General features: G+C 45.0%; 27 protein-coding genes and 1 riboswitch. Of the genes, 22 read left to right on the top strand and 5 right to left on the bottom strand.

Features of this window, described 5'->3' with window-relative positions; all coding sequences use genetic code 11:
* Window positions 1-6 precede the first annotated feature (6 nt).
* The 3 genes from gcvPA to gcvT all read right to left on the bottom strand — a co-directional run bounded on the left by gcvPA (window position 7) and on the right by gcvT (window position 2,960).
* A complete protein-coding gene (gene gcvPA, locus ABF87_RS12920) occupies window positions 7-1,362 on the bottom strand; it encodes an aminomethyl-transferring glycine dehydrogenase subunit GcvPA (RefSeq protein ID WP_160829529.1) in 1,356 nt (451 codons plus the stop codon).
* Window positions 1,363-1,435: 73 nt separating this feature from the next.
* Window positions 1,436-1,825, bottom strand: a complete 390-nt coding sequence (gene gcvH / locus ABF87_RS12915) for a glycine cleavage system protein GcvH (RefSeq protein ID WP_160829528.1) — start codon at window positions 1,823-1,825, stop codon at window positions 1,436-1,438.
* A 43-nt stretch (window positions 1,826-1,868) separates the two neighbouring features.
* Window positions 1,869-2,960 carry a glycine cleavage system aminomethyltransferase GcvT gene (gene gcvT, locus ABF87_RS12910; RefSeq protein WP_160829527.1) on the bottom strand — a complete coding sequence of 364 codons (1,092 nt, stop codon included), beginning with the start codon at window positions 2,958-2,960 and terminating at the stop codon, window positions 1,869-1,871.
* 42 nt (window positions 2,961-3,002) lie between these two features.
* A riboswitch (glycine riboswitch) is annotated at window positions 3,003-3,100 on the bottom strand.
* Window positions 3,101-4,093: 993 nt separating this feature from the next.
* Here gcvT and ABF87_RS15165 point away from each other — a divergent pair.
* Window positions 4,094-4,285, top strand: coding sequence for a hypothetical protein (locus tag ABF87_RS15165; protein WP_240143677.1), 192 nt, complete (start codon window positions 4,094-4,096; stop codon window positions 4,283-4,285).
* A 267-nt stretch (window positions 4,286-4,552) separates the two neighbouring features.
* On the opposite strand, the gene nadB is transcribed toward ABF87_RS15165, so the two are convergent.
* Entirely contained in the window at window positions 4,553-6,157 is a 1,605-nt protein-coding gene (nadB, locus tag ABF87_RS12900) for an L-aspartate oxidase (protein WP_160829525.1), read from the bottom strand.
* Between the two features lie 296 nt (window positions 6,158-6,453).
* On the opposite strand from nadB, the gene rpoE reads away from it, so the two are divergent.
* From rpoE to lpdA, 14 genes are all read left to right on the top strand, one after another.
* A complete protein-coding gene (rpoE, locus tag ABF87_RS12895; protein WP_160829524.1) occupies window positions 6,454-7,050 on the top strand; it encodes an RNA polymerase sigma factor RpoE in 597 nt (198 codons plus the stop codon).
* A gap of 1 nt (window position 7,051) precedes the next feature.
* Window positions 7,052-7,600 (top strand): sigma-E factor negative regulatory protein, encoded by a 549-nt coding sequence (locus ABF87_RS12890; RefSeq protein ID WP_160829523.1) that lies wholly within the window; start codon window positions 7,052-7,054, stop codon window positions 7,598-7,600.
* A gap of 109 nt (window positions 7,601-7,709) precedes the next feature.
* A complete protein-coding gene (locus tag ABF87_RS12885; RefSeq protein WP_160829522.1) occupies window positions 7,710-8,582 on the top strand; it encodes a MucB/RseB C-terminal domain-containing protein in 873 nt (290 codons plus the stop codon).
* 196 nt (window positions 8,583-8,778) lie between these two features.
* Window positions 8,779-10,191, top strand: coding sequence for a DegQ family serine endoprotease (locus tag ABF87_RS12880; protein WP_160829540.1), 1,413 nt, complete (start codon window positions 8,779-8,781; stop codon window positions 10,189-10,191).
* Complete coding sequence (locus ABF87_RS12875; RefSeq protein WP_205012701.1) at window positions 10,175-10,459, top strand: glutaredoxin family protein; 285 nt, start codon at window positions 10,175-10,177, stop codon at window positions 10,457-10,459. Before ABF87_RS12880 ends, ABF87_RS12875 begins: the two co-directional genes overlap by 17 nt.
* A 103-nt stretch (window positions 10,460-10,562) precedes the next feature.
* On the top strand, window positions 10,563-12,359 hold the full coding sequence (lepA, locus tag ABF87_RS12870; protein ID WP_193568015.1) for a translation elongation factor 4: 1,797 nt from the start codon (window positions 10,563-10,565) through the stop codon (window positions 12,357-12,359).
* 97 nt (window positions 12,360-12,456) lie between these two features.
* The gene (lepB, locus tag ABF87_RS12865) at window positions 12,457-13,260 is read left to right on the top strand and encodes a signal peptidase I (protein WP_160829520.1); all 804 of its coding nucleotides are present in this window, start codon (window positions 12,457-12,459) and stop codon (window positions 13,258-13,260) included.
* Window positions 13,261-13,286: 26 nt separating this feature from the next.
* Window positions 13,287-13,652 (top strand): DUF4845 domain-containing protein, encoded by a 366-nt coding sequence (locus ABF87_RS12860; protein ID WP_160829519.1) that lies wholly within the window; start codon window positions 13,287-13,289, stop codon window positions 13,650-13,652.
* Window positions 13,653-13,675: 23 nt separating this feature from the next.
* Complete coding sequence (gene rnc, locus ABF87_RS12855) at window positions 13,676-14,368, top strand: ribonuclease III (RefSeq protein ID WP_164503240.1); 693 nt, start codon at window positions 13,676-13,678, stop codon at window positions 14,366-14,368.
* A 59-nt stretch (window positions 14,369-14,427) separates the two neighbouring features.
* Window positions 14,428-15,318, top strand: a complete 891-nt coding sequence (gene era, locus ABF87_RS12850) for a GTPase Era (RefSeq protein WP_160829518.1) — start codon at window positions 14,428-14,430, stop codon at window positions 15,316-15,318.
* 38 nt (window positions 15,319-15,356) lie between these two features.
* Window positions 15,357-16,082: a pyridoxine 5'-phosphate synthase gene (pdxJ, locus tag ABF87_RS12845; RefSeq protein ID WP_160829517.1), complete on the top strand. Its 726-nt coding sequence runs from the start codon at window positions 15,357-15,359 to the stop codon at window positions 16,080-16,082.
* Entirely contained in the window at window positions 16,079-16,456 is a 378-nt protein-coding gene (gene acpS / locus ABF87_RS12840; protein WP_160829516.1) for a holo-ACP synthase, read from the top strand. Before pdxJ ends, acpS begins: the two co-directional genes overlap by 4 nt.
* A 2-nt stretch (window positions 16,457-16,458) precedes the next feature.
* The gene (gene nagZ, locus ABF87_RS12835) at window positions 16,459-17,511 is read left to right on the top strand and encodes a beta-N-acetylhexosaminidase (protein WP_160829515.1); all 1,053 of its coding nucleotides are present in this window, start codon (window positions 16,459-16,461) and stop codon (window positions 17,509-17,511) included.
* An 85-nt stretch (window positions 17,512-17,596) separates the two neighbouring features.
* Entirely contained in the window at window positions 17,597-19,057 is a 1,461-nt protein-coding gene (gene lpdA, locus ABF87_RS12830) for a dihydrolipoyl dehydrogenase (protein ID WP_160829514.1), read from the top strand.
* A gap of 227 nt (window positions 19,058-19,284) precedes the next feature.
* On the opposite strand, the gene ABF87_RS12825 is transcribed toward lpdA, so the two are convergent.
* Window positions 19,285-19,716, bottom strand: a complete 432-nt coding sequence (locus ABF87_RS12825) for a hypothetical protein (protein ID WP_160829513.1) — start codon at window positions 19,714-19,716, stop codon at window positions 19,285-19,287.
* Between the two features lie 384 nt (window positions 19,717-20,100).
* Here ABF87_RS12825 and ccmA point away from each other — a divergent pair, with 384 nt between their 5' ends.
* From ccmA to ABF87_RS12790, 7 genes are all read left to right on the top strand, one after another.
* Window positions 20,101-20,715 (top strand): cytochrome c biogenesis heme-transporting ATPase CcmA, encoded by a 615-nt coding sequence (ccmA, locus tag ABF87_RS12820; protein WP_160829512.1) that lies wholly within the window; start codon window positions 20,101-20,103, stop codon window positions 20,713-20,715.
* 1 nt (window position 20,716) lies between these two features.
* Entirely contained in the window at window positions 20,717-21,376 is a 660-nt protein-coding gene (gene ccmB, locus ABF87_RS12815) for a heme exporter protein CcmB (protein ID WP_160829511.1), read from the top strand.
* A gap of 203 nt (window positions 21,377-21,579) precedes the next feature.
* On the top strand, window positions 21,580-22,326 hold the full coding sequence (locus ABF87_RS12810; RefSeq protein WP_160829510.1) for a heme ABC transporter permease: 747 nt from the start codon (window positions 21,580-21,582) through the stop codon (window positions 22,324-22,326).
* The gene (ccmD, locus tag ABF87_RS12805; RefSeq protein WP_160829509.1) at window positions 22,323-22,520 is read left to right on the top strand and encodes a heme exporter protein CcmD; all 198 of its coding nucleotides are present in this window, start codon (window positions 22,323-22,325) and stop codon (window positions 22,518-22,520) included. The genes ABF87_RS12810 and ccmD overlap by 4 nt, the downstream gene beginning before the upstream one ends.
* Entirely contained in the window at window positions 22,504-22,953 is a 450-nt protein-coding gene (gene ccmE / locus ABF87_RS12800; RefSeq protein ID WP_160829508.1) for a cytochrome c maturation protein CcmE, read from the top strand. Before ccmD ends, ccmE begins: the two co-directional genes overlap by 17 nt.
* A gap of 84 nt (window positions 22,954-23,037) precedes the next feature.
* On the top strand, window positions 23,038-25,098 hold the full coding sequence (locus ABF87_RS12795) for a heme lyase CcmF/NrfE family subunit (protein WP_160829507.1): 2,061 nt from the start codon (window positions 23,038-23,040) through the stop codon (window positions 25,096-25,098).
* Window positions 25,095-25,625: a DsbE family thiol:disulfide interchange protein gene (locus ABF87_RS12790; protein ID WP_160829506.1), complete on the top strand. Its 531-nt coding sequence runs from the start codon at window positions 25,095-25,097 to the stop codon at window positions 25,623-25,625. Before ABF87_RS12795 ends, ABF87_RS12790 begins: the two co-directional genes overlap by 4 nt.
* The last annotated feature ends 35 nt before the right edge of the window (window positions 25,626-25,660 follow it).

The raw sequence follows: 25,660 nt of genomic DNA, 5'->3' as shown, positions 1-25,660 counted from the left end.
AGATCGTTACGAGCTGAGCGCATGTTTCAAGGCATCGGTATAAGCACGAATGTCAGTCGCGGTTTTGGTTTCAGTGGCGCAGACGAGTACTGCATTGCCTAAGTCAGGATAATATCCGTGCAGATCCAAGCCACCAACGATGCCTTTCTGTTTCAATTTTGCCAGTACACCAGCAGCTGGAGCTGGTAGACTGAGTGCCGCTTCATGGAAGATGGTGCCGGTGAAGATTCTTTTCACACCCTTGATGGCTTCTAATTGGTCTACCAAATCTAAAGTATTTGCATGTGATTGCGCGGCGACTCGGCGCAATCCTTCCGGTCCCACCAAAGACATATAAATTGTTGCAGCAGTGACCATGAGACCTTGATTGGTGCAAATATTGGAAGTGGCTTTCGAGCGGCGAATATGCTGCTCACGGGCCTGTAACGTCAGTACGAAGCCCGATTTATTATCCAGATCTGTGGTACGGCCGATGATACGCCCAGGCATTTGACGAACCAGATCATTCTTGCACGCCATGAAGCCAAAATAAGGGCCGCCGCTGGATAATGGGATACCTAATGGCTGACCTTCACCTACGGCAATATCAGCACCTTTGCTGCCCCATTCACCCGGTGGAGTCAGTAACGCTAGAGCGGTCGGATTGACTACTCCGATGGCGAAGGCATTTTTGCTGTGTGCCCAATCGGTTAAGGCATCGACTTGTTCCAATACACCGAAGAAATTAGGTTGAGGTATGACCAGTGCTGCAAAATCCCCATGATTGGATTGGGCCAATGATTCCGGTAGAACTTGGCCGGATTCGGGGCAGAATGGCAACTCAACCACTTCGATTTTCTGATTGCTGACGATTGCGCGAACGACTTGCCGATATACAGGGTGTACTGTTTGCGGTATCAGGATACGCCGTGAGGTCTTATGGGATCTCACCGCCATCAGAGCGGCTTCTGCCAGCGCGGTTGCTCCGTCATACATACTGGCGTTGGATACGTCCATACCGGTCAATGAAGCCATCATCGTCTGATATTCATACAATAATTGCAGAGTACCTTGACTGGCTTCAGCTTGATATGGCGTATATGACGAATAGAATTCACCCCGCGTCGTAATCTGCCAAACTGCAGCAGGGATATGATGTTCATAAGCGCCTGCTCCAATGAAATTCTGGTAAATCCCATCCTTGCCGGCTCGCTCCATCATCAGGCGTGTAATTTCCATTTCGCTGAGACCGGCGGGAACGCCTGTCAATTGACCACTGATCAATTCCTTTGGAATTTCATCGAAAAGTTCTTCAATTGTTTTGGCGCCAATGCTGGCCAGCATGTCGGCGATATCTTCTTCGGTATGTGGAATAAACGGCATGATTAATTAAATAAAACGTGAAGTAATGGTGTAAAAATAAGGAAGCGCATTCAATTCAGCAGAAGTCGATTTTTTAATGATCTTCGCTATCGACCAATTCCGTGTATGCAGCGGCATCAAGCAATCCATCCAATTCAGCGGCATTGCTCGGTTTCATTTTGAACAGCCAGGCAGAATAGGCATCTTCGTTGATTTTTCCTGGCTCGTCCACTAATGGGGAATTTACAGCCGTGACTTCGCCCGAAAGAGGTGAATACACATCGGCGGCTGCCTTCACGGATTCCGCGACCGCACATTCTTCTTTTTGTTTAAGAACGCGCCCGACTTCTGGTAATTCGATGAACACCATGTCGCCCAGCAGTTCCTGGGCGTGATGGGTAATACCTATGGTAACTGTTCCATCAGCTTCAGATTTTACCCACTCGTGGGACTTACTATATTTTAATTGTGTTGGGATGCTCATTTTTTCACCTCAGATAAAAGAAATTCATTGTTACAATTCTAAATTAAATCATAATCTTACCATTTCGCACAAACGGGTATTTCACTACGTTGGCGCGTAGCTGTTTGTCACGAACAATCACATTGACCTCATCGCCGATTGTTATTTGCATGGGCATGCGCGCAAGCGCAATGGATTGGTTCATGGTCGGTGAAAAACCACCACTGGTAATTTCTCCCTGATACTCGCTACCATCTTTGTGTCCAACGACATGTTGATGACTCCGTAATACGCCACGGTCGATTAATACCAAACCAACGAGGTGGTGTGTGGTCGAGGTATTCAATAAGGCATTTTTGCCGATGAAATCACGCTCGCTCTTCAGATCAACAGTCCAAGTCAGACCCGACTCCATAGGATGCTTGGTTTCATCCATATCTTGGCCATACAAATTCATACCTGCTTCTAAACGTAACGTGTCACGGGCTCCTAATCCTGCCGGGGCAACTCCGGCAGCATGCAGTGCTTTCCATAATGAAGGTGCATCAGCAGCGGGAAGAATAATTTCGAAACCATCTTCCCCTGTGTAGCCAGTCCGTGCAATGAAATATTGACCGACGGCAGCCGATTGAAATTGTTTTAATTCTTCGGTGAGGGATTGAGAACCCGGGATCACCTGCCAGACTTTGGCGCGCGCATTGGGACCTTGCACGGCAATCATGGCTAAATCCCGTCGTGGAGAAATCTCTAATTGAGGTGCGGACTGGTCACGTTGTTTGAGCATCCAAGCGACGTCTTTGTCCGCAGTTCCTGCATTCACGACGATGCGGAACCAAGTTTCGGATAAAAAATAAATGATCAGATCATCGATAATGCCGCCTTGGGGCGTCAGCATGCAGGAATATAACGCTTTTCCCGGAAGTGTAAGTTTATCGACATTGTTGGCAACCAAGTGACGTAAAAAATCACGTACCTGAGGGCCTCTGATATCCACTGGCAGCATGTGTGATACATCAAACATGCCGGAATCCTGGCGGATTTTGTGATGCTCATCTAATTGCGAGCCGTAATGTAACGGCATATCCCAACCACCAAAGTCGACCATTTTGGCATTCATGTCACGGTGGACGTGATTAAGGGGTGTCATTTTCAGCATGAATATTCTCCCGGAAATAAAAAAGTCATTTTCACAATGACTTATCACCCCTCTGTCCTTTTTACCTGAGAGATTTACAGATCAGAGTCTGTGTGCCCCTTCGGTGGCCGAAAAATTCAGCACTCTCCAGATTGCCTGTCATAAGCGGTTCATTTGGAACAAGTTGGACTTGACCATGCCTGAGCGATTCCGGGGGGTTACGCCTTCGGCGGCGCTGAATCAGCAGCGCGCTCTCCTGCCTGGACCTGTATGGCAAAGTGCGAACTATACCTTAGTACGAATGATGAATACAAGACATTCAGATAAATTTTGTCGTTAAATTCAGATGATATACGATGTTTTTTAAAGAATGCCTCTAGATTGATTGGAAGGGAATATGGCTATGAAAGAGTTCGCGCCACTTCTGTAGTTTCGTTACTCGGTTGAGCCAGATGATATGTTTTATCTGCGAATGTATAAATAAACCGTCAACTTGATATTTGCCATAATTCAGGCCATCTAAAAATGATAGGGGGAAGATGATAAGGATATGATTGTTGTAAATCTCACGAATGATTTTTCTTATTATGAATTCGAGCCAATTTATTTTCCCTTGACTACAACCCATTTTTATTTGGCTATAATGATCAGGCTTCAGGCTATTTCAATACAAACATGAGCACGAAGTTGGACATTAAGGAAACTCTGATTAATTGATTGCACGAGCGAATCGTTTCGTTGCGCGATACTTACTCCCTTGCTTATCTCGTTGATATGTCTCGGCTGTTGCATTTCGTGCGCCTATCGATTCATTTCATTTGCTGAAGTAATCAACGTTTCTTCAATACACACATTCAAATAACAAATTTATTGGCAAGCAGATGTAATTGATACATAGAGTAATGATTTCTTGATTTGTCTGTTGTCATCATTCATTTAAAGGGAGAAAAAATATGAGTATGGAAAGTGAGTTCAGAATGCGGTTTGGGGGATTCTGGAATTCTCTCATTTTATTGTTCGTAATTATTGTATGCCTTCGGTTTGCTAGCCTCGAGCTAGCGCAAGAAAGCTTACCAGAAAGGGTGCATTGTGCGATTCATTTGTTTCTAGGATGTGTCGCAGCAGGTATTTTACTGGGGATCTTAAAGATATTCTTGTCGTTTTCCAATCAAACCTATACTCGCGCTCCGGCTTCGGCAAATTTCGTGCAGGGCATTAAATATGGCATCGTTACAGGCGGCTTATTGATTCTGATTGTGGGAATGATGCAGTTGAATAATTTTCTTGGCGTATTTCAGCCAATAGCCAATGGAATACTTGCCAAATTAACTGCAGTATTCGCTTAAGCGGAAGCTCAGACGAACTGTTGAGTTAGTCATGCAGTGTTAAATCAGACTCAGGATGCTCATTTACTCCTCGTAAATTCATTGTTCGCCTGATTCCGCGGCATCTAACTGTTGCTCGTCTTTTTAAAGGCCAGATCAACTGGCCTTTAATTTTTAAATGAAACTGTCAATATGCGCTTTACAGGGGATGTGGACATTTGGGGCATAGATTTGACAAATCTTGGGTAGATTTCGATCAGATATTTTTAGATCGACAGGTTTTCCAGGTCATTTTGCGCGTTCTTTCTGCAATATCGTATTCTGAGCAACGTGTGAGGTATTGGGAAAATCCTTGCTATAGTGCAATCCCCTGCTTTCGTGGCGCAACATCGCGCTTTTTACGATGAGATCGGCACTATCGACCAGATTTCGCAATTCCAGTAGATCGCTTGTGACTCTGAAATTCGTATAATATTCGTTAATTTCTTCACGTAATAATTCGATTCTCCGCTGAGCTCGCTGGAGGCGTTTGGTGGTTCGTACGATTCCGACATAGTTCCACATAAAACGCCGTAATTCGTCCCAGTTATGAGCGATCACAATTTCTTCGTCGGCGTCGGTCACGCGACTTTCATCCCAGGCTGGCAACCCAGGCAATAGCTGAGGAGAGTGATTTAGAATATCGATTGCCGCGGACTGAGCCAACACCAGGCACTCAAGTAGGGAATTACTGGCAAGCCGATTCGCACCATGTAATCCGGTGTGAGCCGTTTCTCCTATGGCATACAAATTGTTCAAATCGGTCTTTCCATTCTTATCTGTGACTACTCCTCCACATGTGTAGTGGGCGGCAGGAACGACCGGAATGGGTTCTTTGGTGATATTGATTCCCAATTCCAGACATCGCGTGAAAATAGTCGGAAAATGTTGTTTTAAAAAGTCCGCCGGTTTATGCGAGATATCCAGATAAACGCAATCCAACCCTCTTTTTTTCATTTCAAAGTCAATGGCGCGGGCAACAACATCGCGCGGAGCAAGCTCGGCACGTGAGTCATGCCGGAGCATAAAGCGATCACCATTCGGCAATTTCAAGAGACCACCTTCACCACGTACAGCTTCACTGATCAGGAATGATTTGGCATGAGGGTGATACAGACAGGTAGGGTGAAATTGAATGAATTCCATATTGGCAATCCGACAACCTGCGCGCCACCCCATCGAGATGCCATCGCCAGTGGCTGTATCCGGATTGGTCGTGTAGAGATAAACTTTACTGGCTCCACCCGTGGCGAGAATGGTGTCTTGTGCACTAAACGTATGAACCGTGCCTTTTTTCTTATCGAGCACATAAGCACCTACACAGCGTCGATTTTGCTGTGGAATTTGATCGTTAGACAATCTATCGCTCGTGATCAGGTCGATGGCAATATGATGTTCCAATACGCAAATATTGGGGTGATTACGAATTTTCTCGACCAAGGTGTGTTGAATGGCTTGGCCCGTGGCATCGCCGCTATGAATAATGCGCCGTACACTATGGCCGCCTTCTTTGGTCAAGTGGTAGCCGGTTTCACTGGTTTGATCAGAAGTAAAGTGCACGCCTTGATTGATGAGCCAGTGAATCGATTCCGAAGCATTCTCAACAATATAGCGGGTCATTTCCTGATCACATAACCCGGCCCCAGCAATTAGAGTGTCCTGGAAATGTTTCGTAGGAGAATCTTCGGAGGATAACGCTGCAGCGATGCCTCCCTGTGCCCATGAACTCGCCCCGGAATCAACTGTTTGCTTAGTAACAATGCAGATTTTTTTTTGATCGGCCAAATGAAGCGCCAGTGTGAATCCGGCCAATCCACTGCCGATAATAAGTACATCATAATGATTGTCGAACATTGGAATCGGATTGGTAGTCGTTTAAAAAAGTGTTGAGAAATAAGCATTGGATGATAGCAGACTCAGTCTGTTTTATGTTTTTATTCACTAGGCTCTGAGGTGTTTGTTTTTATGATTAAATTGTGAACTAACTCTGTAAGCGGATTGTCTTTAGGAAACGCTATAGTTAATTACCTAGTTCCCCAGATTTGATTGAATGGATATACTTGTTGGCTTATGTCATTATGCTGCATGTAGAAGATCAAGAATAAAACTGCACATTCATTCAAAAACAAAATGCTCAGGGAACAGGTGGTATGGGTGATCGGGAGGTCGATCAACAATTAGTAGAACGAGTTCAAAGCGGAGACAAGCATGCATTTGATCTACTAGTCATTAAATATCAGCGTAAGCTAGCGCGTCTGCTATCACATTTTATTCGTGATGCAGCGGAAGTTGAGGATGTAACTCAGGAAGCCTTTGTTAAAGCTTATCGAGCATTACCTTTATTTAGAGGAGACAGCGCTTTTTATACTTGGTTATATCGAATTGGTATCAATACCGCCAAAAACTTCCTGGTGTCGCAAGGGCGCAAAGTCCCGACCTTGCAAGAATTCGATAACGAAGACGCCGAGAGCTTTGAAGATAGCTTGTTAAAGGAATTGAATACTCCAGAGAGTGAACTGATGAGCAAGCAGATTGCTCAAACAGTTAATCAGACTCTCGATTCTTTACCTGAAGAATTACGAACAGCGATCGTTTTAAGAGAAATTGATGGATTAAGTTATGAAGAAATTGCGAATATCATGAATTGCCCAATAGGCACTGTACGGTCGCGAATATTTCGCGCCCGTGAAGCAATCTCTGAACAGCTGCGTCCTTTATTGGGTACTAGTAAAGACAAGAGGTGGTAAGGTGAAAAGCAAAATATCAGCATTTATGGATGGCGAACTTCTGAAGCAGGATGCGTCAACTGTTATTAAAGGATTGAAAGAAGATGGTGATTTACGAGAGGAATGGAAAACTTATCATTTAATTGGCGACGCATTGAGGCACTCATCCCGATTATCGACAGACGTTTCACCAAGTGTCAATCAGGTATTAAAAACCGAGCCGGTCATTTTTCTTCCCAATACATTCAACAATCCCAACCACGAAAAACTCAAAGTCCTTGCCTTTTCCGTTGCAGCTTCTGTCATTGCGATGATTTCAGCATGGGCACTCATTTATAACTCTTCGTATTCTCCTCAACCTTCACTCATCGCAGATAATCAGAAACAGAACAATAATTTAACAGCCGTACCTACATTAGTTACCACTCCTCCGATGATGAATACTTATCCACCTGCTGAAATAAATGACTATCTGTTTGTCCATCGAGAATTCTCTCCGGGCGGACATATGCGTGGACAAGTAACTAATGTGAACAGCGTGACTCAACATAATGAAAGATATGGTAGATGAATAGTCATAAAATAATCGGACTTTTTTTTTACTTGCACTTTGTTTTCAGGTCGCTCATGCACGAGACTTGCCCTCTTCATCCAGTGGTGCGCTTGAGTGGTTAAAAAGAATGGCCGATGCGCCACGTCAGCATAATTATGCGGGAACATTTGTATACTATGCCGATGATCACATGGAAACTACCCGGATCACCCATAAAGCCGATCAAGCAGGGGAGCGTGAAAAGATAGAAGTTCTGGATGGTTCGCCCCGCATCGTATTTCGCAATAACGATGAAATGAAGTGTTATCTTCCTGAGAGTAAGAAGGTATATACCGAAAAACGCTGGTTCCGCAAATTTTTTCCCAATCTACTTCCACAATCTTTTGAAGGTATCGATGACAACTATCACGTCACAGAAGTTAAGCGTGAACGTATAACTGATCGCGAATGCCAAGTTCTGCTGCTAACTCCAAGAGATTCTTTGCGATATGGTCATCAATTCTGGATTGATACTGAGACTGGTCTACTGCTGAAAGTGGCTGTGCTGGATGGAAACGATATCGTTGAGCAATTTGCATTTGTACAGCTTGAAATTGATAAAGAAATCCCGCCGGAATCACTTAAGCTGGATCAGTCCATTTTGAAAGGGGAGTGGCATGTTACTGATTTGGTAACTTCTTTTCTTAAAGAAGGCGAATTGAAGTGGCAGATCAAAAAGCTGCCCACAGGTTTCAAGAAATTAGTTGAAATGCGGCGGAATTTAACCGATAAATCACCATTGGTTGATCATGTTGCATTATCAGATGGGTTGGCAACCGTTTCAATTTTCATCGAAGCCCTTAAAAAAGATGCGCCTCCCCCTGCTCCCGGGTTCTTTACGAGTCGAGGAGCCATCAATATTTATGTACGAACCCAGGATGATCATAAGATTACAACAGTGGGGGAAGTTCCCGTGGAAACCATTAAATTAATTGGTGATTCCGTAATCAAGCAAGAATGAAAAACATATATCACCCCAAACACACATAAAAACTTATTTAGGATATTCCTAGGTCTGAATCGATATTTTCGATTTTATCGAGCGGGACTCTCATTTCAGTAATAAGCTTCGCATATATTAAAATTAATTTATTCTTATTTGATTGACTATGAACAACGTATTCATTGTAGTTACTGGTATGGCAAAAATAAAAAACATGCTGCAGTTGGCGATATTTTTCTTATTCCTCTCGTCGGCTGTAGTCTTTGCGCAAGTTAAGGAACTTCCGGATTTTACCGGGCTTGTCGATAAATACAGCGCTGCTGTCGTCAATATCAGTGCAGTACAGACTTCGAATGCGGTAAATGGCCAGATGCTTCCGGAGTTACCGGGTATTCCGGAAAATTCTCCCTTTTATGAGTTTTTCAAGAAGCATATGCAGCCTTTTCCTGCCCCGAGGAGATCCGAACCTCGCTCATTAGGCTCTGGTTTTATCATTAGTTCCGATGGTTATATTTTGACGAATGCGCATGTGGTGGAAACTGCCGATGAGATTACGGTAAAACTCAATGATAAACGTGAGTTTGCAGCTGAAGTGATTGGTACCGATCGAAAGACCGATATTGCCTTAATCAAAATCAATGCTACGGATCTGCCCATTGTTGCGCAAGGAAATCCTGAGAACCTCAAAGTTGGTGAGTGGGTAGTGGCGATCGGCTCACCTTTTGGTTTTGAGCACAGCGTAACAGCCGGCATTGTGAGCGCCAAAGGCCGTTCTCTTGCTCAGGAAAATTACGTTCCCTTCATTCAAACCGATGTGGCGATCAACCCTGGGAACTCGGGGGGGCCGTTATTCAATATGAAAGGGGAGGTGGTGGGAATTAACTCGCAGATCTACAGCCGAACTGGTGGATTCATGGGGCTGTCATTCGCTATTCCGATCAATGTTGCTACCGAAATTGCTGATCAATTAAAGGTTAATGGCAAAGTAAATCGTGGAAGGATAGGCGTGATGATTCAGGAGGTTACTAAGGAATTGGCTGAATCTTTTGGTTTATCTGAAAATAATGGCGCATTAGTGGTTACCGTTGAAAAAGGTGGTCCTGCCGATAAAGCCGGCATCAAAGCGCGGGACATCATTTTGAAATTTGATGAAAAAGATGTCGCTATCTCAGCTGATTTGCCTCGTATCGTAGGGAATACAAAGCCCGGATCAACCGTACCCGTGTATGTATGGCGCGATGGTTCTTTTAAAACCCTTGAAATAAAAGTAGGCGAGACTTCCACCGATGAGGGTGCAGATTCTCGCCGATTAAAACAAAATAAAAAATCTGATACTTCCAATCGGTTGGGGTTGGTATTAAGCGAAATTACTGCGGAACAGAAAAAACAACTGGAAATTACCAATGGATTGTTGGTGGAAGACATACAGCCAGGGATTGCGAGCCGCTCAGGAATACGCCTGGGCGATATCATTCTCGGATTCAACAGCAAGGATGTGGAAAGTATATCCCAATTCAATGAATTGCTGAGTCAGGCTAAGAGTGGTAAGAACATTGCGTTGTTGATCAAAAGAGGGGAGATCACCACCTTCATCACGATGAAGTTAACTGATGACGATAAGAAATAATCAAACCATTTCCTCTATGAAACCTCGATTCATCGTTTATGGGCGAGAAGAATGCCATCTTTGCCAGGATATGATACTTGCGTTGCATACTTTGCAACAGCAAGTATCATTCGATCTGCAAATCGTTGATATTGATTCAGATACAGAATTGATTGCCCAATATGGAGAAAAAATTCCGGTGTTAATATCTGCTGATGATCATCAAGAAATTTGTCATTATTTTTTGAATATGACAGCTTTAGATGATTATCTAGCCAAATTTCGTTAGAATGCTGCCTCCCTAAATCGCCCTTTCGCTATTGAGTTTCCGATTCGACGATTGATTTTTGCAATTGTTTTCTTTATAGGTAAGGCAATTTGCTGAGTATATTTTGATGCAGCATATTCGAAACTTTTCCATCATTGCTCATATCGACCATGGCAAATCAACGCTAGCCGATCGCATCATTCATTTATGCGGAGGATTGTCCGATCGCGAAATGGAAGAGCAAGTGCTCGACTCCATGGATTTGGAGCGCGAACGGGGAATCACCATCAAAGCACAAACTGCGGCTTTGCAGTATAAAGCGAAAAATGGTGAAACCTATCTGTTGAATTTGATCGACACGCCCGGTCATGTCGATTTTTCGTATGAAGTTTCCCGCTCATTGGCTGCTTGCGAGGGAGCGTTGCTGGTAGTAGATGCTTCGCAAGGGGTTGAAGCCCAGACCGTGGCTAACTGCTACACTGCGATCGAGCAGGGCGTAGAAGTAATCCCTGTGCTGAACAAGATTGACCTGCCGGCCGCCGATCCTGAGCGCGTCATCAGCAATATCGAAGAAGTGATTGGCATCGATGCGCAGGATGCTGTTCGAGTGAGTGCGAAAACTGGCGAAGGTGTGGCTGATGTGCTGGAAGCACTGATTGCCAAAATTCCCGCACCTCAAGGCGATCCCACCAAACCGCTCAAAGCGCTGATTATCGATTCATGGTTCGATAATTATGTCGGCGTCGTGATATTGGTCAGGGTGATGGATGGCATCCTTAAGCCCGGTGACAAGATTTTATTGATGGCTAGCAGGGCAGTGCAGTTATGTGAGCAGGTTGGCGTTTTTGTGCCAAAATCGGTATTTCATGACTCACTGAGTGCCGGCGAGGTTGGTTTTATTATCTCCGGTATCAAAGAACTGGATGCCGCAAAAGTCGGTGATACGGTAACTTCTGCAAACCACCCGGCCGACCAGCCGCTCCAAGGTTTCAAGGAAATAAAACCGCAGGTATTTGCAGGTTTGTACCCGGTTGAATCGAATCAATATGATGCATTGCGCTCAGCATTGGAAAAATTGAAATTAAACGATTCATCCTTGCATTTTGAACCGGAAGTATCGCAAGCACTTGGTTTTGGTTTTCGTTGTGGCTTTCTTGGTTTGTTGCACATGGATATTGTGCAGGAACGGTTAGAAAGAGAATACGACATGGATTTGATCACCACTGCGCCGACAGTGGTTTATCAGATTCTGATGCGCGATGGCAGCGTGATGGAAATTGAAAATCCTTCAAAAATACCTGATCTTTCCAAAATAGCCGAAATTCGTGAACCTATCATCACGTCGACCATTCTGGTGCCGGAAGAATATGTGGGTGCAGTGATTACCCTATGTGTCAGCAAGCGTGGTAATCAGGTCAATATGCAATACATGGGCAGGCAGGTCATGTTGACTTATGAGATGCCTTTAAACGAAGTCGTGATGGATTTTTTTGATCGACTGAAATCGACCAGCCGTGGCTATGCCTCGTTGGACTATGAATTCAAGGAATTTCGGGCATCGGATTTGGTTAAACTGGACATCTTGATCAATGGCGATAAGGTTGATGCACTATCGTTGATTGTTCATAGAAGCAGTAGCCAGTATCGTGGTCGAGAACTCGTGCAAAAAATGCGCCAACTGATTCCACGTCAAATGTTTGATATCGCGGTGCAAGCTGCCATTGGGGCACACATCATCGCGCGTGAAACTGTAAAGGCGTTACGTAAGAATGTGTTGGCAAAATGTTACGGTGGCGACATTACCCGTAAACGAAAGTTGCTGGAAAAACAAAAAGCAGGTAAAAAGAGGATGAAACGAGTGGGTAATGTTGAAATTCCTCAAGAAGCCTTTCTAGCAATTTTGCAAGTTGATGATAAATAATGATCGGTAAAAATAGAATTCTTATAACGGATAACCAGATTTGTTGGTGCGGTAATTCCTATAGTGATATGTATGTGGGATTTTCGAAAGGAAATCTATGAATTTTCCTCTGATTTTATTTATTTTATTGGTTATCACGGGGTGTATCTGGCTCTTGGATTCACTGCTGTGGAAGAAAAAGCGAAGCGCCGCTGAAAATGAACCTTGGTGGATTGAATATCCCAAGAGTTTTTTCCCCATCATATTGATCGTATTTACGCTACGTTCATTTGTCATGGAGCCTTTCAAGATTCCATCCGGCTCTATGATACCTACATTATTGATAGGCGATTTCATTCTTGTGAACAAATATACCTACGGAATCAGGTTGCCGGTGATCAATAAAAAAATAATCGATATTAATGAGCCCAAGCGTGGCGATGTATTGGTATTTCGTTATCCCGAGGATCCATCCGTCGATTACATTAAACGGGTCGTCGGATTACCGGGCGATACCATCACTTATCATAATAAGCGATTAATTATTAATGGAGAGACTATCCAGACAGACTACGAAGGGGATTATAAATATGTGGAAGCCGGTTTCGGATATATATATGCTGATCGTTTTTCTGAATACTTGGCGGAAGAAAGTCATTCAATACTGGTCAATCAGGATGTCAAAGGAATTCAATTTTCGAATGTCAGACAATTTGAGTTTCGGGAAAACTGTAAATATCGACGTACGGGATTCACTTGCGAAGTGCCCCCAGGAAGTTACTTCACGTTGGGAGATAACCGTGACAGCAGCAGCGATAGCCGTTATTGGGGATTTGTTCCGGAGCAGAATATAGTGGGTAAGGCATTCATGATTTGGTGGAATTTTGGAGATTTCAGTCGCATCGGACTAGCCATCAAATAACTGATCACGTTTTCTCGGGGGCATTTATGATGAACGTTCGAAAACAGCAGGGTTTGAGTCTATCGAGCTTATTAGTATGGGCAATCATCCTTACCGTAAGCGCGATTTTTAGTATGAAACTAGTGCCGGTCTATCTTGAACATTCCGTCATTGAGAAAAATCTGACCTCGATCGCCAAAGACGCCAATGCCGGAAATCTGGATATCAATCAAATCAGGATGTCATTCAGTAAATATGCGCAAATCGATAATATCAAATCCATCAATGGTCAAGATATTATTATTGACCGCGATGGTGGCAGAGTGAATTTGAGCGCAAAATATACGTCTAAAATTCCTCTGATCGCTAACATATCGCTGCTGATTGACTTTGACGCCATCAGCAATCCTTGAGCAGAATCCTGTCTGATGCAACGATGCACAGTAACCGAAAATTTTTACTTGACACGTTTTGTGAACGATTAGGATATATCTTCAAACGATCTGAATTATTGCAAGAAGCTTTAACTCATCGGAGTCACACCGGCGTCAATAATGAACGTCTTGAGTTTCTGGGAGATGCGATATTGAATTGCGCAATCGCTGGATTAGTTTTTCGTTCTTTTCCAGATGTACCCGAAGGGCATCTATCTCGACTTCGTGCTAGTTTCGTCAATCAGCGAGCGCTGTCGGAACTGGCGCTCAGTTTGCAAATGGATAAAATTATTCGTCTTGGTGAGGGCGAATTGAAAAGTGGTGGCAGTCATCGTTCATCCATTTTGGCTGATGCTTTCGAAGCAATTCTGGGGGCCATTTATTTGGACAGTGATTACACGCACGCAGAAATCGTCGTGAAGAGGCTATATTTACCTCTAATCGAGAAAGTGGATCTTAATGGACACGGTAAAGATCCAAAAACTCTATTGCAGGAATTTTTGCAAAGCCAGAAATTGGCATTACCAGAATATACTGTCGTGACCACGGCCGGTAAAGCGCATAAACAATGGTTCACAGTTGAATGTCTCATACCGATGTTCAATATTCGAACTATCGGTGAAGGAACAAGCCGCCGGGGTGCAGAGCAGGAAGCAGCAAAATTGGCCTACCAAGAAGTTTGCTTTTATCATTAATCCTTGATTTGAATCTGCTTGACTACAGATCAGATGCGCTTCAATTACGCTCAACCAGAATGACGACCGATGCCGATTTCCGCACTGGGTACATTGCAATCATCGGACGTCCGAATGTAGGTAAATCCACATTATTAAATAATCTACTGCAACATAAAGTCAGTATCACTTCACGAAAAGAACAGACCACGCGCTTCAGGATCAACGGCATTCTGACCGACCACCGAACCCAATATATTTTCGTCGATACCCCGGGCTTTCAAAAACAATATACCAATCGGCTCAATACAGCGATGAACCGCGTAGTGTCACAGAGCCTGCTTGACGTGGACGCTATTTTATTCGTCATAGAAGCGATGCAGTTTAATCAGCGCGATGCGGATGTGTTGAAAATTCTTCCTGCACATATTCCGATTATTTTAGTCATCAACAAAATCGATCACCTATCCGACAAAAGTCAGTTATTGCCATTCTTAAGCAAAATTGATACTGCTAGATTCGCGGCCCTCATACCGGTAAGTGCTGAGAAAAAAATTCAACTGACTCAATTGCTGGAAACTATCCGAGCGTATTTGCCCCTCAATCAACCTTTCTTTGACAAGGATGAAATAACCGATCGTAGTGAGCGGTTCATTGCTGGAGAATTCATTCGCGAGAAACTATTCCGTTTAATTGGCGATGAAATTCCCTATTCAGCAACGGTTGTCGTGGATCAGTTCAAACTGGAAGGCAGTTTGCATAAAATACATGCCACCATATTGGTTGAAAAACCCAATCAAAAAGCGATTATCATTGGGAAAAAAGGTGAAAAATTAAAACAGATCGCCAGTGAAGCCCGCAAGGATATGGAGCGTTTATTTGGAGAAAAAGTTTACCTGGAGGTCTGGGTCAAGGTTAAGAGTGGCTGGGCTGATGATGAAGCAGCATTGAGAAACTTGGGTTATGAATAATATACAAAATAATCAGGATTTTTTTGGAGGCACTGATCATGATTGAATTGGGCGTCAATATTGATCACGTGGCAACGCTTCGTCAAGCTCGCGGCACGACCTATCCTGACCCCATAGCGGCTGCGTTGATTGCCGAATCAGCGGGTGCAGATGCGATTACCTTGCATTTGCGGGAGGATCGGCGTCATATTCAGGATAGGGATGTCGAAATCCTGCGTGAGCGTTTAACTACCCGGATGAATTTAGAAAGCGCGGTAACCGATGAGATGATCGCGATCGCATTGAAAATCAAGCCTGAGGATATGTGTTTGGTGCCGGAAAGGCGCGAGGAATTAACGACTGAAGGCGGGCTAGATGTGGTCAAGCATTTTGATCAGATCAAGCGAGTATGCCAGAGATTGGCAGAAGCAGGCATCCGGGTATCGCTGTTCATCAACGCTGATCCATTGCAAATTGAAGCAGCTGCCCGGGCAGGCGCACCGGCCATAGAGATTCATACCGGTAATTACGCGGATGCTGTGACGCCTGATACGCAAAAGGAGCAATTCCGTGCGGTGCAGAAAGCTGTTCAAATAGGCATGGACTGTGGTCTAAAAGTGAATGCGGGTCATGGCTTGCATTATGAGAATGTTCAGGCCATTGCCGCCCTTTGCGAAATATCTGAACTGAATATTGGGCATGCTATTGTCGCACGGGCAATTTTTGTCGGCTTTAAGCAAGCCGTGGCGGAAATGAAGCAGTTGATGATTGAGGCACGCGCATGATTTTTGGGATTGGCGCCGATATCGTTGAGTCGGCGCGGATAGCGCAATCCCTGGATCGATTCGGCGAACGCTTTGCGCGGCGCATTTTGACCGACGACGAGTGGCTCGAATATCATGTCAGCAGTAAACCGGTATTATTTCTTGCCAGCCGTTTTGCGGCTAAGGAAGCGTTGTCGAAAGCGATGGGAACGGGTTTGCGCCATCCAGTCAATTTAAGTTATATATCGATCATCCACGATGATCTAGGAAAGCCTTACTTTGAATTTCATCCAGATCTGAATCGATTGATGAGTGATAAAGGCATCACGCAGCATCATCTTTCGATCAGCGATGAGATTAATATGGTATGTGCTTTCGTCGTGCTGGAAAAATAACGATGTCACTCGGTCCCGTTATGTTGGATATTGCCGGTACGCAACTGACGGAGGACGATATCCGGCGGTTGCAACATCCTCTGACTGGAGGAGTCATCCTGTTTTCGCGCAATTATTCCGATCAGTATCAGCTGGCAGAACTGACCCAGCAAATCCATGGCCTACGGAATCCACGTTTGTTGATTGCGGTTGATCATGAAGGAGGGCGCGTACAGCGTTTTCGAGACGATTTCACGCGCATACCTGCGATGCGCGAGTTTGGAAAAATCTGGGACAGACAACCGACCCGCGCCCGTCATCTCGTGCAGCAAGCCGGTTTTGTGCTCGCAGCGGAATTGAATGCCTGTGGCGTTGATTTTAGCTTCACGCCGGTACTAGATCTCGATTATGGACAAAGCAGCGTGATTGGCGATCGCGCTTTTCATCCTGATCCTCATGTTGTGTCATCGCTTGCGCTAAATTTGATGATCGGCCTCAAGAAGGGAGGTATGGTGGCGGTTGGCAAGCACTTTCCTGGACACGGCTATATTGAGGCCGATTCTCATTTGGAAATAGCGGTCGATACGCGCGAATATGCAGATATTGCCATTAAGGATTTAATTCCATTCCAGAGCATGATAGAGCATGGATTGGCGGGAATCATGCCAGCGCATGTCATCTACGAAAGAGTAGATCCGAAGCCGGCCGGTTTTTCCACAGTTTGGTTGCAGCGAATTCTACGTACTGAATTGCAATTTGAAGGCTGTATCTTCAGCGATGATCTGAGTATGCGCGGGGCTGGAAAGTATTTGCCATCGATGTGCTTACGGGCGCAGTCGGCGCTGAATGCGGGCTGCGATATGGTCTTGGTATGCAATGATTCTGCGGGTGCCGACGAAGTCCTGGCGTCACTGAAGTGGGAAATGTCCGCGTTGAGCATGGCGCGCCTTGCTCATATGCATGCGCGGAATATGTTTGGTTCAATGACCAAACTACGCGAAAATGGAGAATATGTTCAAGCGATCAAAGAAATTGGTGTCATTGGTTGTGAAAGCGAAGAATTACCTTGGACATAAATTGTTCGTTCATCGGTGCATTCGCAGGACTTGTCTTTTAGTCTAGAATTTTTTGGAAGTTTTTTATAAGTTTGAAGGTTTAATTATGGCTGAAATATTTGATGTAGCTGTGATAGGGGCAGGACCAGGGGGCTATGTGGCGGCAATTCGTTGCGCGCAATTGGGCTTGAATACTGTATGCGTTGATGAATGGAAAAATGCCAAGAGCAAGCCCAGTCTTGGAGGAACTTGCTTGAATGTAGGGTGTATCCCATCCAAGGCTTTATTGGAATCATCGGAGAATTTTCATCACATTCGGCATAAAGCCTCTGTTCACGGCATCGCTACCGAGGGTGTATCGATGGATATCCCGGTCATGATAGCGCGCAAGGATAAGATCGTTACCACCTTCACGATGGGGATCGCATCACTCTTCAAAAAAAATAAGGTTAAGTCCATGCACGGCAGAGGAACGTTGTTGAAGCGTGAAGGAGCGACAACGACATGGCAGATAAAAGTCACTGATGACGGTCAGTCTGAAATCATTGAGGCTAAACATGTGATCGTGGCAACGGGGTCGACGCCACGGCCTTTGCCGTTTGCACCGATTGACAATGATAGGATTCTTGATAATGCCGGTGCTTTAGCGTTGACTGAGGTTCCTAAACGGCTGGGCGTGATCGGAGCCGGCGTGATTGGTCTTGAAATGGGCAGTGTATGGCGCAGATTGGGTGCAGAGGTAACCGTTTTGGAGGCGATGCCAGGATTTTTGATGGCTGCGGATGAGCAAGTTGCCAAAGAAGCCAAAAATATATTTACCAAGGAAACCGGTTTGCACATCAATACCGGTGTTACGATCCAATCGGTCAAGATCTCCGATCAGGTTGTGATCGTAGATTACAGCAATTCCAACAATGAGCAGCAAACGTTGGAAGTCGATAAATTAATCGTGGCGATTGGTCGCATTCCCAATACATTGGGACTGGGCACCGAAGAGAATGGACTATTATTGGATGATCGAGGATTCATCGTGGTTGACCAATTCTGCCGTACGAATCTTGATCATGTGTATGCTGTTGGCGATGTGGTTCGAGGCCCGATGTTAGCCCACAAGGCTTCCGAAGAAGGTGTTGCCGTGGCGGAAATGATCGAACATATTGAAAAAGGTCTAACAGGCGACACTGAAGCCATTGATTTAAATACCATACCTTGGGTAATTTATACAGCTCCGGAAATTGCCTGGGCGGGAAAGAATGAACAGGAATTGAAAGCTGCCGGAGTTGCCTATAAAGTTGGTCAATTTCCCTTCATTGCCAACGGTCGAGCCCGAGCGATGGGGGAAACCAGCGGATTTATCAAGGTATTAGCGGACGAACAAACGGATCGTGTGCTGGGCGTGCATATGATAGGTCCCCATGTTTCCGAGCTTATTTCTGAGGCGGTCATGGCGATGAAATTTTCCGCCAGCAGCCAGGATATTGCGTGCATTGTCCATGCCCACCCTTCGCTATCGGAAGTGTTCCACGAAGCCGCATTGGATGTCGATAAGCGTGCTCTCCATATCTAATCGTAAAGAAGCTAACAATCTACTGCGCTCGGTTTTACCGAGCGTTTGAGTTAAGGATCAGGTTCAAAAGCTCACTTTTTATTTTATACACTGCGCGTGTTGAACCTGATTGTGTTTTGCCTGAAGTCCGCTCGCTACCTTTTTCAGAATTTCCTTATTGCGAGGGAGAAGATGCGGTTTTTATAGATTCGGTGATACGTGTTGGCATCGCGGCTAACGCTTTGCTTTTAGAAACATTGACCTTTGACAGGATTGACACTGCATGACCAGCGCAATTGATGAATACCGGCAGTTTTATTGACGACATATTCAGCCTTCAGTTGCTTGTTTTGTTCCGTAGTCAACGATACTTTTTCTGGAATGTATCGCTCCTGACTCCAGAATCGGATTCTGCAAAATTCATCGTCAGTGCGGCAGAGTCTGTTAATCGCAGCGCTATAGACAGTTTTGTCGGTGTGAACATCATGATCGACCAGTATCATATGAACTAATTTTCCAGAGGTACCCATCTCGATAGCACGAACAACACGCCAACCATGGCCGCTTTCTAACTGTGAATCAGAATGATCGTGGTCATGATCTTCTCCTTCATGAGAAAACGCGGTATGAGATAGAGAAAATACTAAGAATAATAAAGCGTTTGCTAAAAATTTGTGCATAAGTTCTCCTTAGCGGATGCCAATTAATTATTTATAAATATATTATTTGATATTTTAATCAACAGATTGATGCAGCAAAATGCTGTTCACTGAATCAATCTAGCCGCGGGGCAGTATACTCGAAATTTTGATTTTAAACATTATTGATCATTTGGTTGGGAGTACTAGTAGATTTAATGTGCGCCTAAAAAAGATAGTTTGATTTTGTCACTCGACAGTCCGTCCCATACCCACTGTGTCAGCATTCCAACCGAATTTGTTGAATCTGCCTCTTTATTTCAAGTAATAGCTATAATTGGCAAATAGTTGGAAGTGTGCTGTTATGAACACTGTCAACACGCTATAATTATCCGCTTTTATTCCATCTCACCGATAAACTCCGATATGTTGCAAGGAATTAATCTCGCATGTGTTCGCGGAGATCGCGAATTATTCAAAGATATCAATTTCTTGCTTGAATCCGGTGGGTTGATGCAGGTGCGTGGGCCGAATGGCAGCGGTAAAACAAGCTTACTACGCATGTTATGTGGATTATCGCATCCGGCAGCAGGTGACATCCTCTGGGAAGACCAGAATATTCGTGCTTTAGATAGCGATTTTTTTGCAGCAGTTACCTACATCGGTCATTTGAGCGGCACCAAGGACGATTTGACGGTACTGGAAAATCTGCAAATCTCAAGCGCGCTCGCCGGTATGGAAATCAGTACCGAACAAGCTAACGATGCGCTGCACTATATTGGGTTGAAAGGAAGGGAAGCGCTGCCTGTCAAAGTGTTGTCTCAGGGTCAAAGGCGTCGCGTTGCTCTGGCTCGTCTGCTGGTATGTAAAACTTCCCTATGGATTTTGGATGAGCCTCTCGTCGCGCTGGATGTGATGGCTGTCAAGCTAGTTCGGGGAGTACTGGAAGAACACTTGCAACAAGGAGGCATGGTAGTCATGACGACACACCAGGAAATCGACATTTCTGCCGCATCAATCATGGAATTACAATTGGCCTAATATGCTTATATGGATCATTAAACGCGATTTGTTGCTGGCGGTACGTCGTCAATCCGATGTGTTAACGACATTGTTTTTCTTCATTATTGTAGTGAGCCTGTTCCCCTTGAGTGTGGGGCCGGAAATGAATTTGTTGCGCACAATGGCGCCAGGCATAGTTTGGGTTGCAGCCTTGCTTGCTTCAATGTTGTCGCTAGGAAGAATGTTTTCCAACGATTATATAGACGGTACATTGGAACAAATGTTGCTGTCTCCTCAATCGTTATCGTTGCTGGTGCTCGGTAAGGCTCTTGCGCATTGGTTAGTCACCGGAATCCCGCTGGTTCTGATGGCGCCGGTATTGGGAATTCAATATGATTTGCCCGGAGATGCACTAGCTATTCTGACAATTTCTTTATTACTGGGTACGCCTGTACTCAGTCTGATTGGTGCCATTGGTGCAGCATTGACGTTGGGATTGCGAGGTGGCGGGGTATTGGTTTCATTGCTGGTTTTGCCTTTATATATTCCCATCTTGATTTTTGGGGCAGGTGCGGTGGAAGCCAGCATGGCAGGAGTTGGGTTTGATGCGCACTTATCGCTGATTGGAGCTTTCCTTCTGGTGTCGCTGGTATTTGCGCCGTGGGCGGCGGCTTCTTCTTTGAAGGTGTCATTGGAATAGGCTCTGCAGCTTTATTGACTGCGATTATGGAATATTTTTGCTTCATAAGCTTTTGCTCCTCCGTTTTTCACGGTCTGAATTGTGAAGAGAAAGCCATTCGTGATTTAGTGTTTTTGGTATAAAATTGGCGACTAAAAAACGCATCGAACACTGTAGAGTAGAATTCAGGACTCTGATAACTATAAAGAATTTAAAATTTAAATATGGCAATTAATTGGTTCAAATATTCATCTCCTGCAAGCTTTTATTCGCTGGCAGGCAAAATGATTCCTTTTTTTACTGTGATTGCGATCATTTTGCTGGCTGCAGGGCTTTATGTCGGTTTTTTTGTCGCCCCTACCGATTTTCAGCAAGGCGAAGCTTATCGAATTATTTTCATTCATGTTCCTGCTGCGTGGATGTCCATGTTTTTATATGTCGTGATGGCTTTTTGGGCAGGTATCGGTCTGGCCTTTAATACCCGATTGTCGGCAATGTTTGCTTCAGCCATTGCTCCAACCGGTGCTATGTTTACTTTTATTGCATTATGGACCGGATCATTGTGGGGAAAACCGATGTGGGGTACATGGTGGGTATGGGATGCCCGACTGACATCCGAATTGATTCTGCTGTTTCTCTATATTGGATTTATGTCCTTACAGGCAGCCATCGACGATCCCCGCAGAGCGGATAAAGCCGGGGCAATCATTGCATTAGTCGGGGTGGTAAATATTCCGATCATTTATTTTTCGGTGCAATGGTGGAATACCTTGCATCAGGGCGCATCTGTGAGCGTTAATCAAGCGCCTTCGATGGCTACGACGATGTTGGCAGGCATGCTGATCATGGTCTTTGCGAGCTGGATGTACTCGATCGCCGTCATATTGAAGCGGACGCGCATCATTATCTTGGAACGCGAGAGCCATACTGCGTGGGTGGCAGGACTGCAAAAAAAGGGAACCGTATCATGAATTGGTCAAATATATCTGAATTTTTTTCAATGGGGGGATATGGCCTTTATGTTTGGGGTTCGTATGGTGTGACATTGATTTGTATCGTCGGAGAGATACTTTTGATTAAAAATCGTCACCGAACTTTAGAAAAACAGTATGGTCTGACTCACGATATCAATAAAAAAGAGACAACACATGAAACCACGTCATAAGAAACTTGTAATCATTGCTTCAGCAGTTACGGCATTGGGTGTAGCTTCGGTTTTGGTATTAAACGCGTTTCAAAGTAATCTGGTTTTTTTCTTCAGTCCATCCCAAGTTGTTGCTAAAGAAGCACCCATTGGAAAAAGCTTTCGAATCGGCGGCTTGGTTACAGAAGGCAGTGTACAACGTGAAGAAGGCAGCACCACCGTTCGCTTTTCAGTGACTGATACAGTCGAAACCATTCCGGTCATGTATACCGGTATCCTTCCCGATTTATTCAGAGAAGGTAAAGGCATCGTCGCTCAAGGAAAAATATCAGCCAATGGCATATTCCAGGCCGACGAAGTCCTTGCCAAGCACGATGAAAACTATATGCCTCCAGAAGCAGCAGAGGCTTTGGAACAAGCAGCCAAAGCACAAAAAGCTTCACTTATTCAATAATGCATTCATATTCTTAGAACATACTCCTTTGATTCGTCAGGTTTGTTGTCTATCATAAAATCATTAACTTATAGTGTATAAATCATGATTCCAGAAATTGGTAACTTTTCTCTCATCCTTGCTTTGCTGCTGGCGATTACGCAAGGGACGCTTCCGATTATAGGCGCTACGCGCGGCATTCCTTCCTGGATCGCATTGGCCAGACCTGTGGTTCAAGGACAATTTGTGTTTGTGTTGATTGCCTTTTTGTGTCTAGGGTATTCATTCGTCAGCAGTGATTTTTCGGTAGAGAATGTCGCAAGGAATTCTAATACTGAATTACCGTTTCATTATAGATTAGCGGCCACCTGGGGTTCGCATGAAGGCTCTTTATTGCTATGGGTGTTGATGTTGGCGAGCTGGTCAGTTGCTGTCAGCGTGTTCAGTAAGCAATTACCCGATGACATCGTCGCGAGGGTACTCGGCATTCTGGGCCTAGTGAGCGTAGGTTTTCTTCTGTTCATGCTCTTCACGTCGAATCCGTTCGATCGCTTATTACCCGCAGCGATGGAAGGCAGTGATTTAAATCCATTATTGCAAGACGCAGGCATGGTGATACATCCGCCCATGCTGTATATGGGTTATGTGGGTTTCTCGGTAGCCTTTGCGTTTGCGATTGCCGCCCTGTTGAGTGGAAGGCTAGACGCCACATGGGCTCGCTGGTCGCGCCCCTGGACCATCGTAGCTTGGGTATTTCTGACGTGTGGAATCATGCTGGGAAGCTGGTGGGCCTATTATGAGCTGGGCTGGGGAGGCTGGTGGTTTTGGGATCCAGTGGAAAATGCGTCATTTATGCCGTGGTTAGTGGGAACTGCCTTGGTGCATTCTCTGGCAGTGACCGAGAAACGCGGCAGTTTCAAGAGCTGGACAGTTTTGCTGGCGATTTGCACCTTTGCGTTGAGCTTGTTGGGAACCTTCTTGGTGCGATCGGGTGTATTAACCTCTGTGCATGCGTTTGCAACAGATCCGGCCCGTGGCGTATTTATTCTTGTTTTTCTCGTGGTTGTCATTAGCGCTTCTTTAATTTTGTTTGCTTGGCGTGCTCCTAAAGTTGGACTGGGGGGGAAATTTGATCTTCTTTCGCGGGAGTCTCTGTTACTTGCAAACAACATCTTATTATTGGTGGCGGCAGGCAGCGTACTGCTTGGCACGTTATATCCTCTAATCATTGATGCGCTCGGTCTAGGCAAACTATCGGTAGGCCCTCCCTATTTTGAAGCCGTATTTGTGCCGATGATGACGCCGGCCATTTTCTTGATTGGCATTGGTCCGATTGCACGGTGGAAACAGATGAGCTTGCCAGCATTGGCGGTGCGTTTGCGTTGGGCATTTGCCGTCAGCGTCATTTCTGCTTTGGTTACTCCTTATTTCATGGGGGAATGGAAGCCACTGGTGAGTTTTGGTTTGTTGTTGGCATTCTGGGTCGTGCTGTGCGCGGTGGTTAATTTGAAGCATCGCCTCAGTAATAGTGGAGAAGGAAATATTTTCACGAAATTGGCGAGGCAGTCTCGTAGTTATTACGGCATGCATTGCGCGCATATCGGGGTGGCGGTGTTCATCATCGGTGTAACTCTGGTGAATGGCTATGAAACTGAAAAAGATGTGCGCATGGATATCGGCAGCAAAGTGACCGTGGGTGGCTATACATTTCAATTTGATGGAACAAGCGATGTCGTCGGTCCCAACTATAAAGCAGTTCGTGGCGATATCACCGTCATTCATGACGATAAGATCGTCCGCACGCTGCATCCAGAGAAACGCACCTATAATGCATCCGGTATGGCGATGACTGAAGCAGCCATTGATACCGGTCTATTCCGTGATCTCTATATCGCGCTGGGTGAGCCATTGGCCAATAACGCTTGGGTTGTTCGTGCGTATCATAAACCTTTCGTTGATTGGATTTGGTTAGGATGCTTATTGATGGCGATTGGCGGGATACTTTCTGTGACAGATCGTCGTTATCGACTCAAAGTGAGCAAAACGAACGTAACTGTGACCAAGCTCGCCGAAACGAAGAGCTCCAATGACGAAATTCCAGTGGCTGGCACAGTAACTTCATCCATCAGTCATTCTGTTCTGTCGCCGGAGACTAGAAAAGTATGATGCGATATTTGCTTCCCCTCATTGGTTTTATGATACTGGCGGCGTTTTTGTTAGTAGGGCTGACGTTGAATCCTCGACAAGTGCCATCGCCGCTTATTGATAAACCGGCGCCGGTATTTGAGTTGACTCAGTTGCACGACCCCGCCAAGATGATGGCTTCCGGTGATAATTTGGGCAAGGTCTGGTTATTGAATGTGTGGGCTTCCTGGTGTGTGGCTTGCCGTGATGAGCATCCGTTGCTGGTTCAGTTAGCCAATTCCGGGGTGGTGCCCATCTACGGTCTGAATTATAAGGATGAGCGCACCACTGCCATCCAATGGTTGAAGCGGTATGGTGATCCTTATGCGATCAGCATCGTTGATTCGGATGGCAAAGTAGGCATTGACTACGGCGTTTATGGTGTCCCTGAGACCTACGTGATCGATAAAAAGGGAATTATTAGACACAAACAGATCGGTCCGGTAACGGTTGATTCGCTGCAGAAAACAATCCTTCCGCTCATTCTCGAACTACAAAAACAGGCTTGAGGCATGGATTTCATATGATTAAAAATTATGCGCTT

This window comes from Nitrosomonas sp. JL21, from assembly GCF_009833095.1.
Classification (GTDB): domain Bacteria; phylum Pseudomonadota; class Gammaproteobacteria; order Burkholderiales; family Nitrosomonadaceae; genus Nitrosomonas.
Note: the sequence above shows the minus strand (reverse complement) of the source record. Positions and strands in the feature narration are given on the sequence as shown.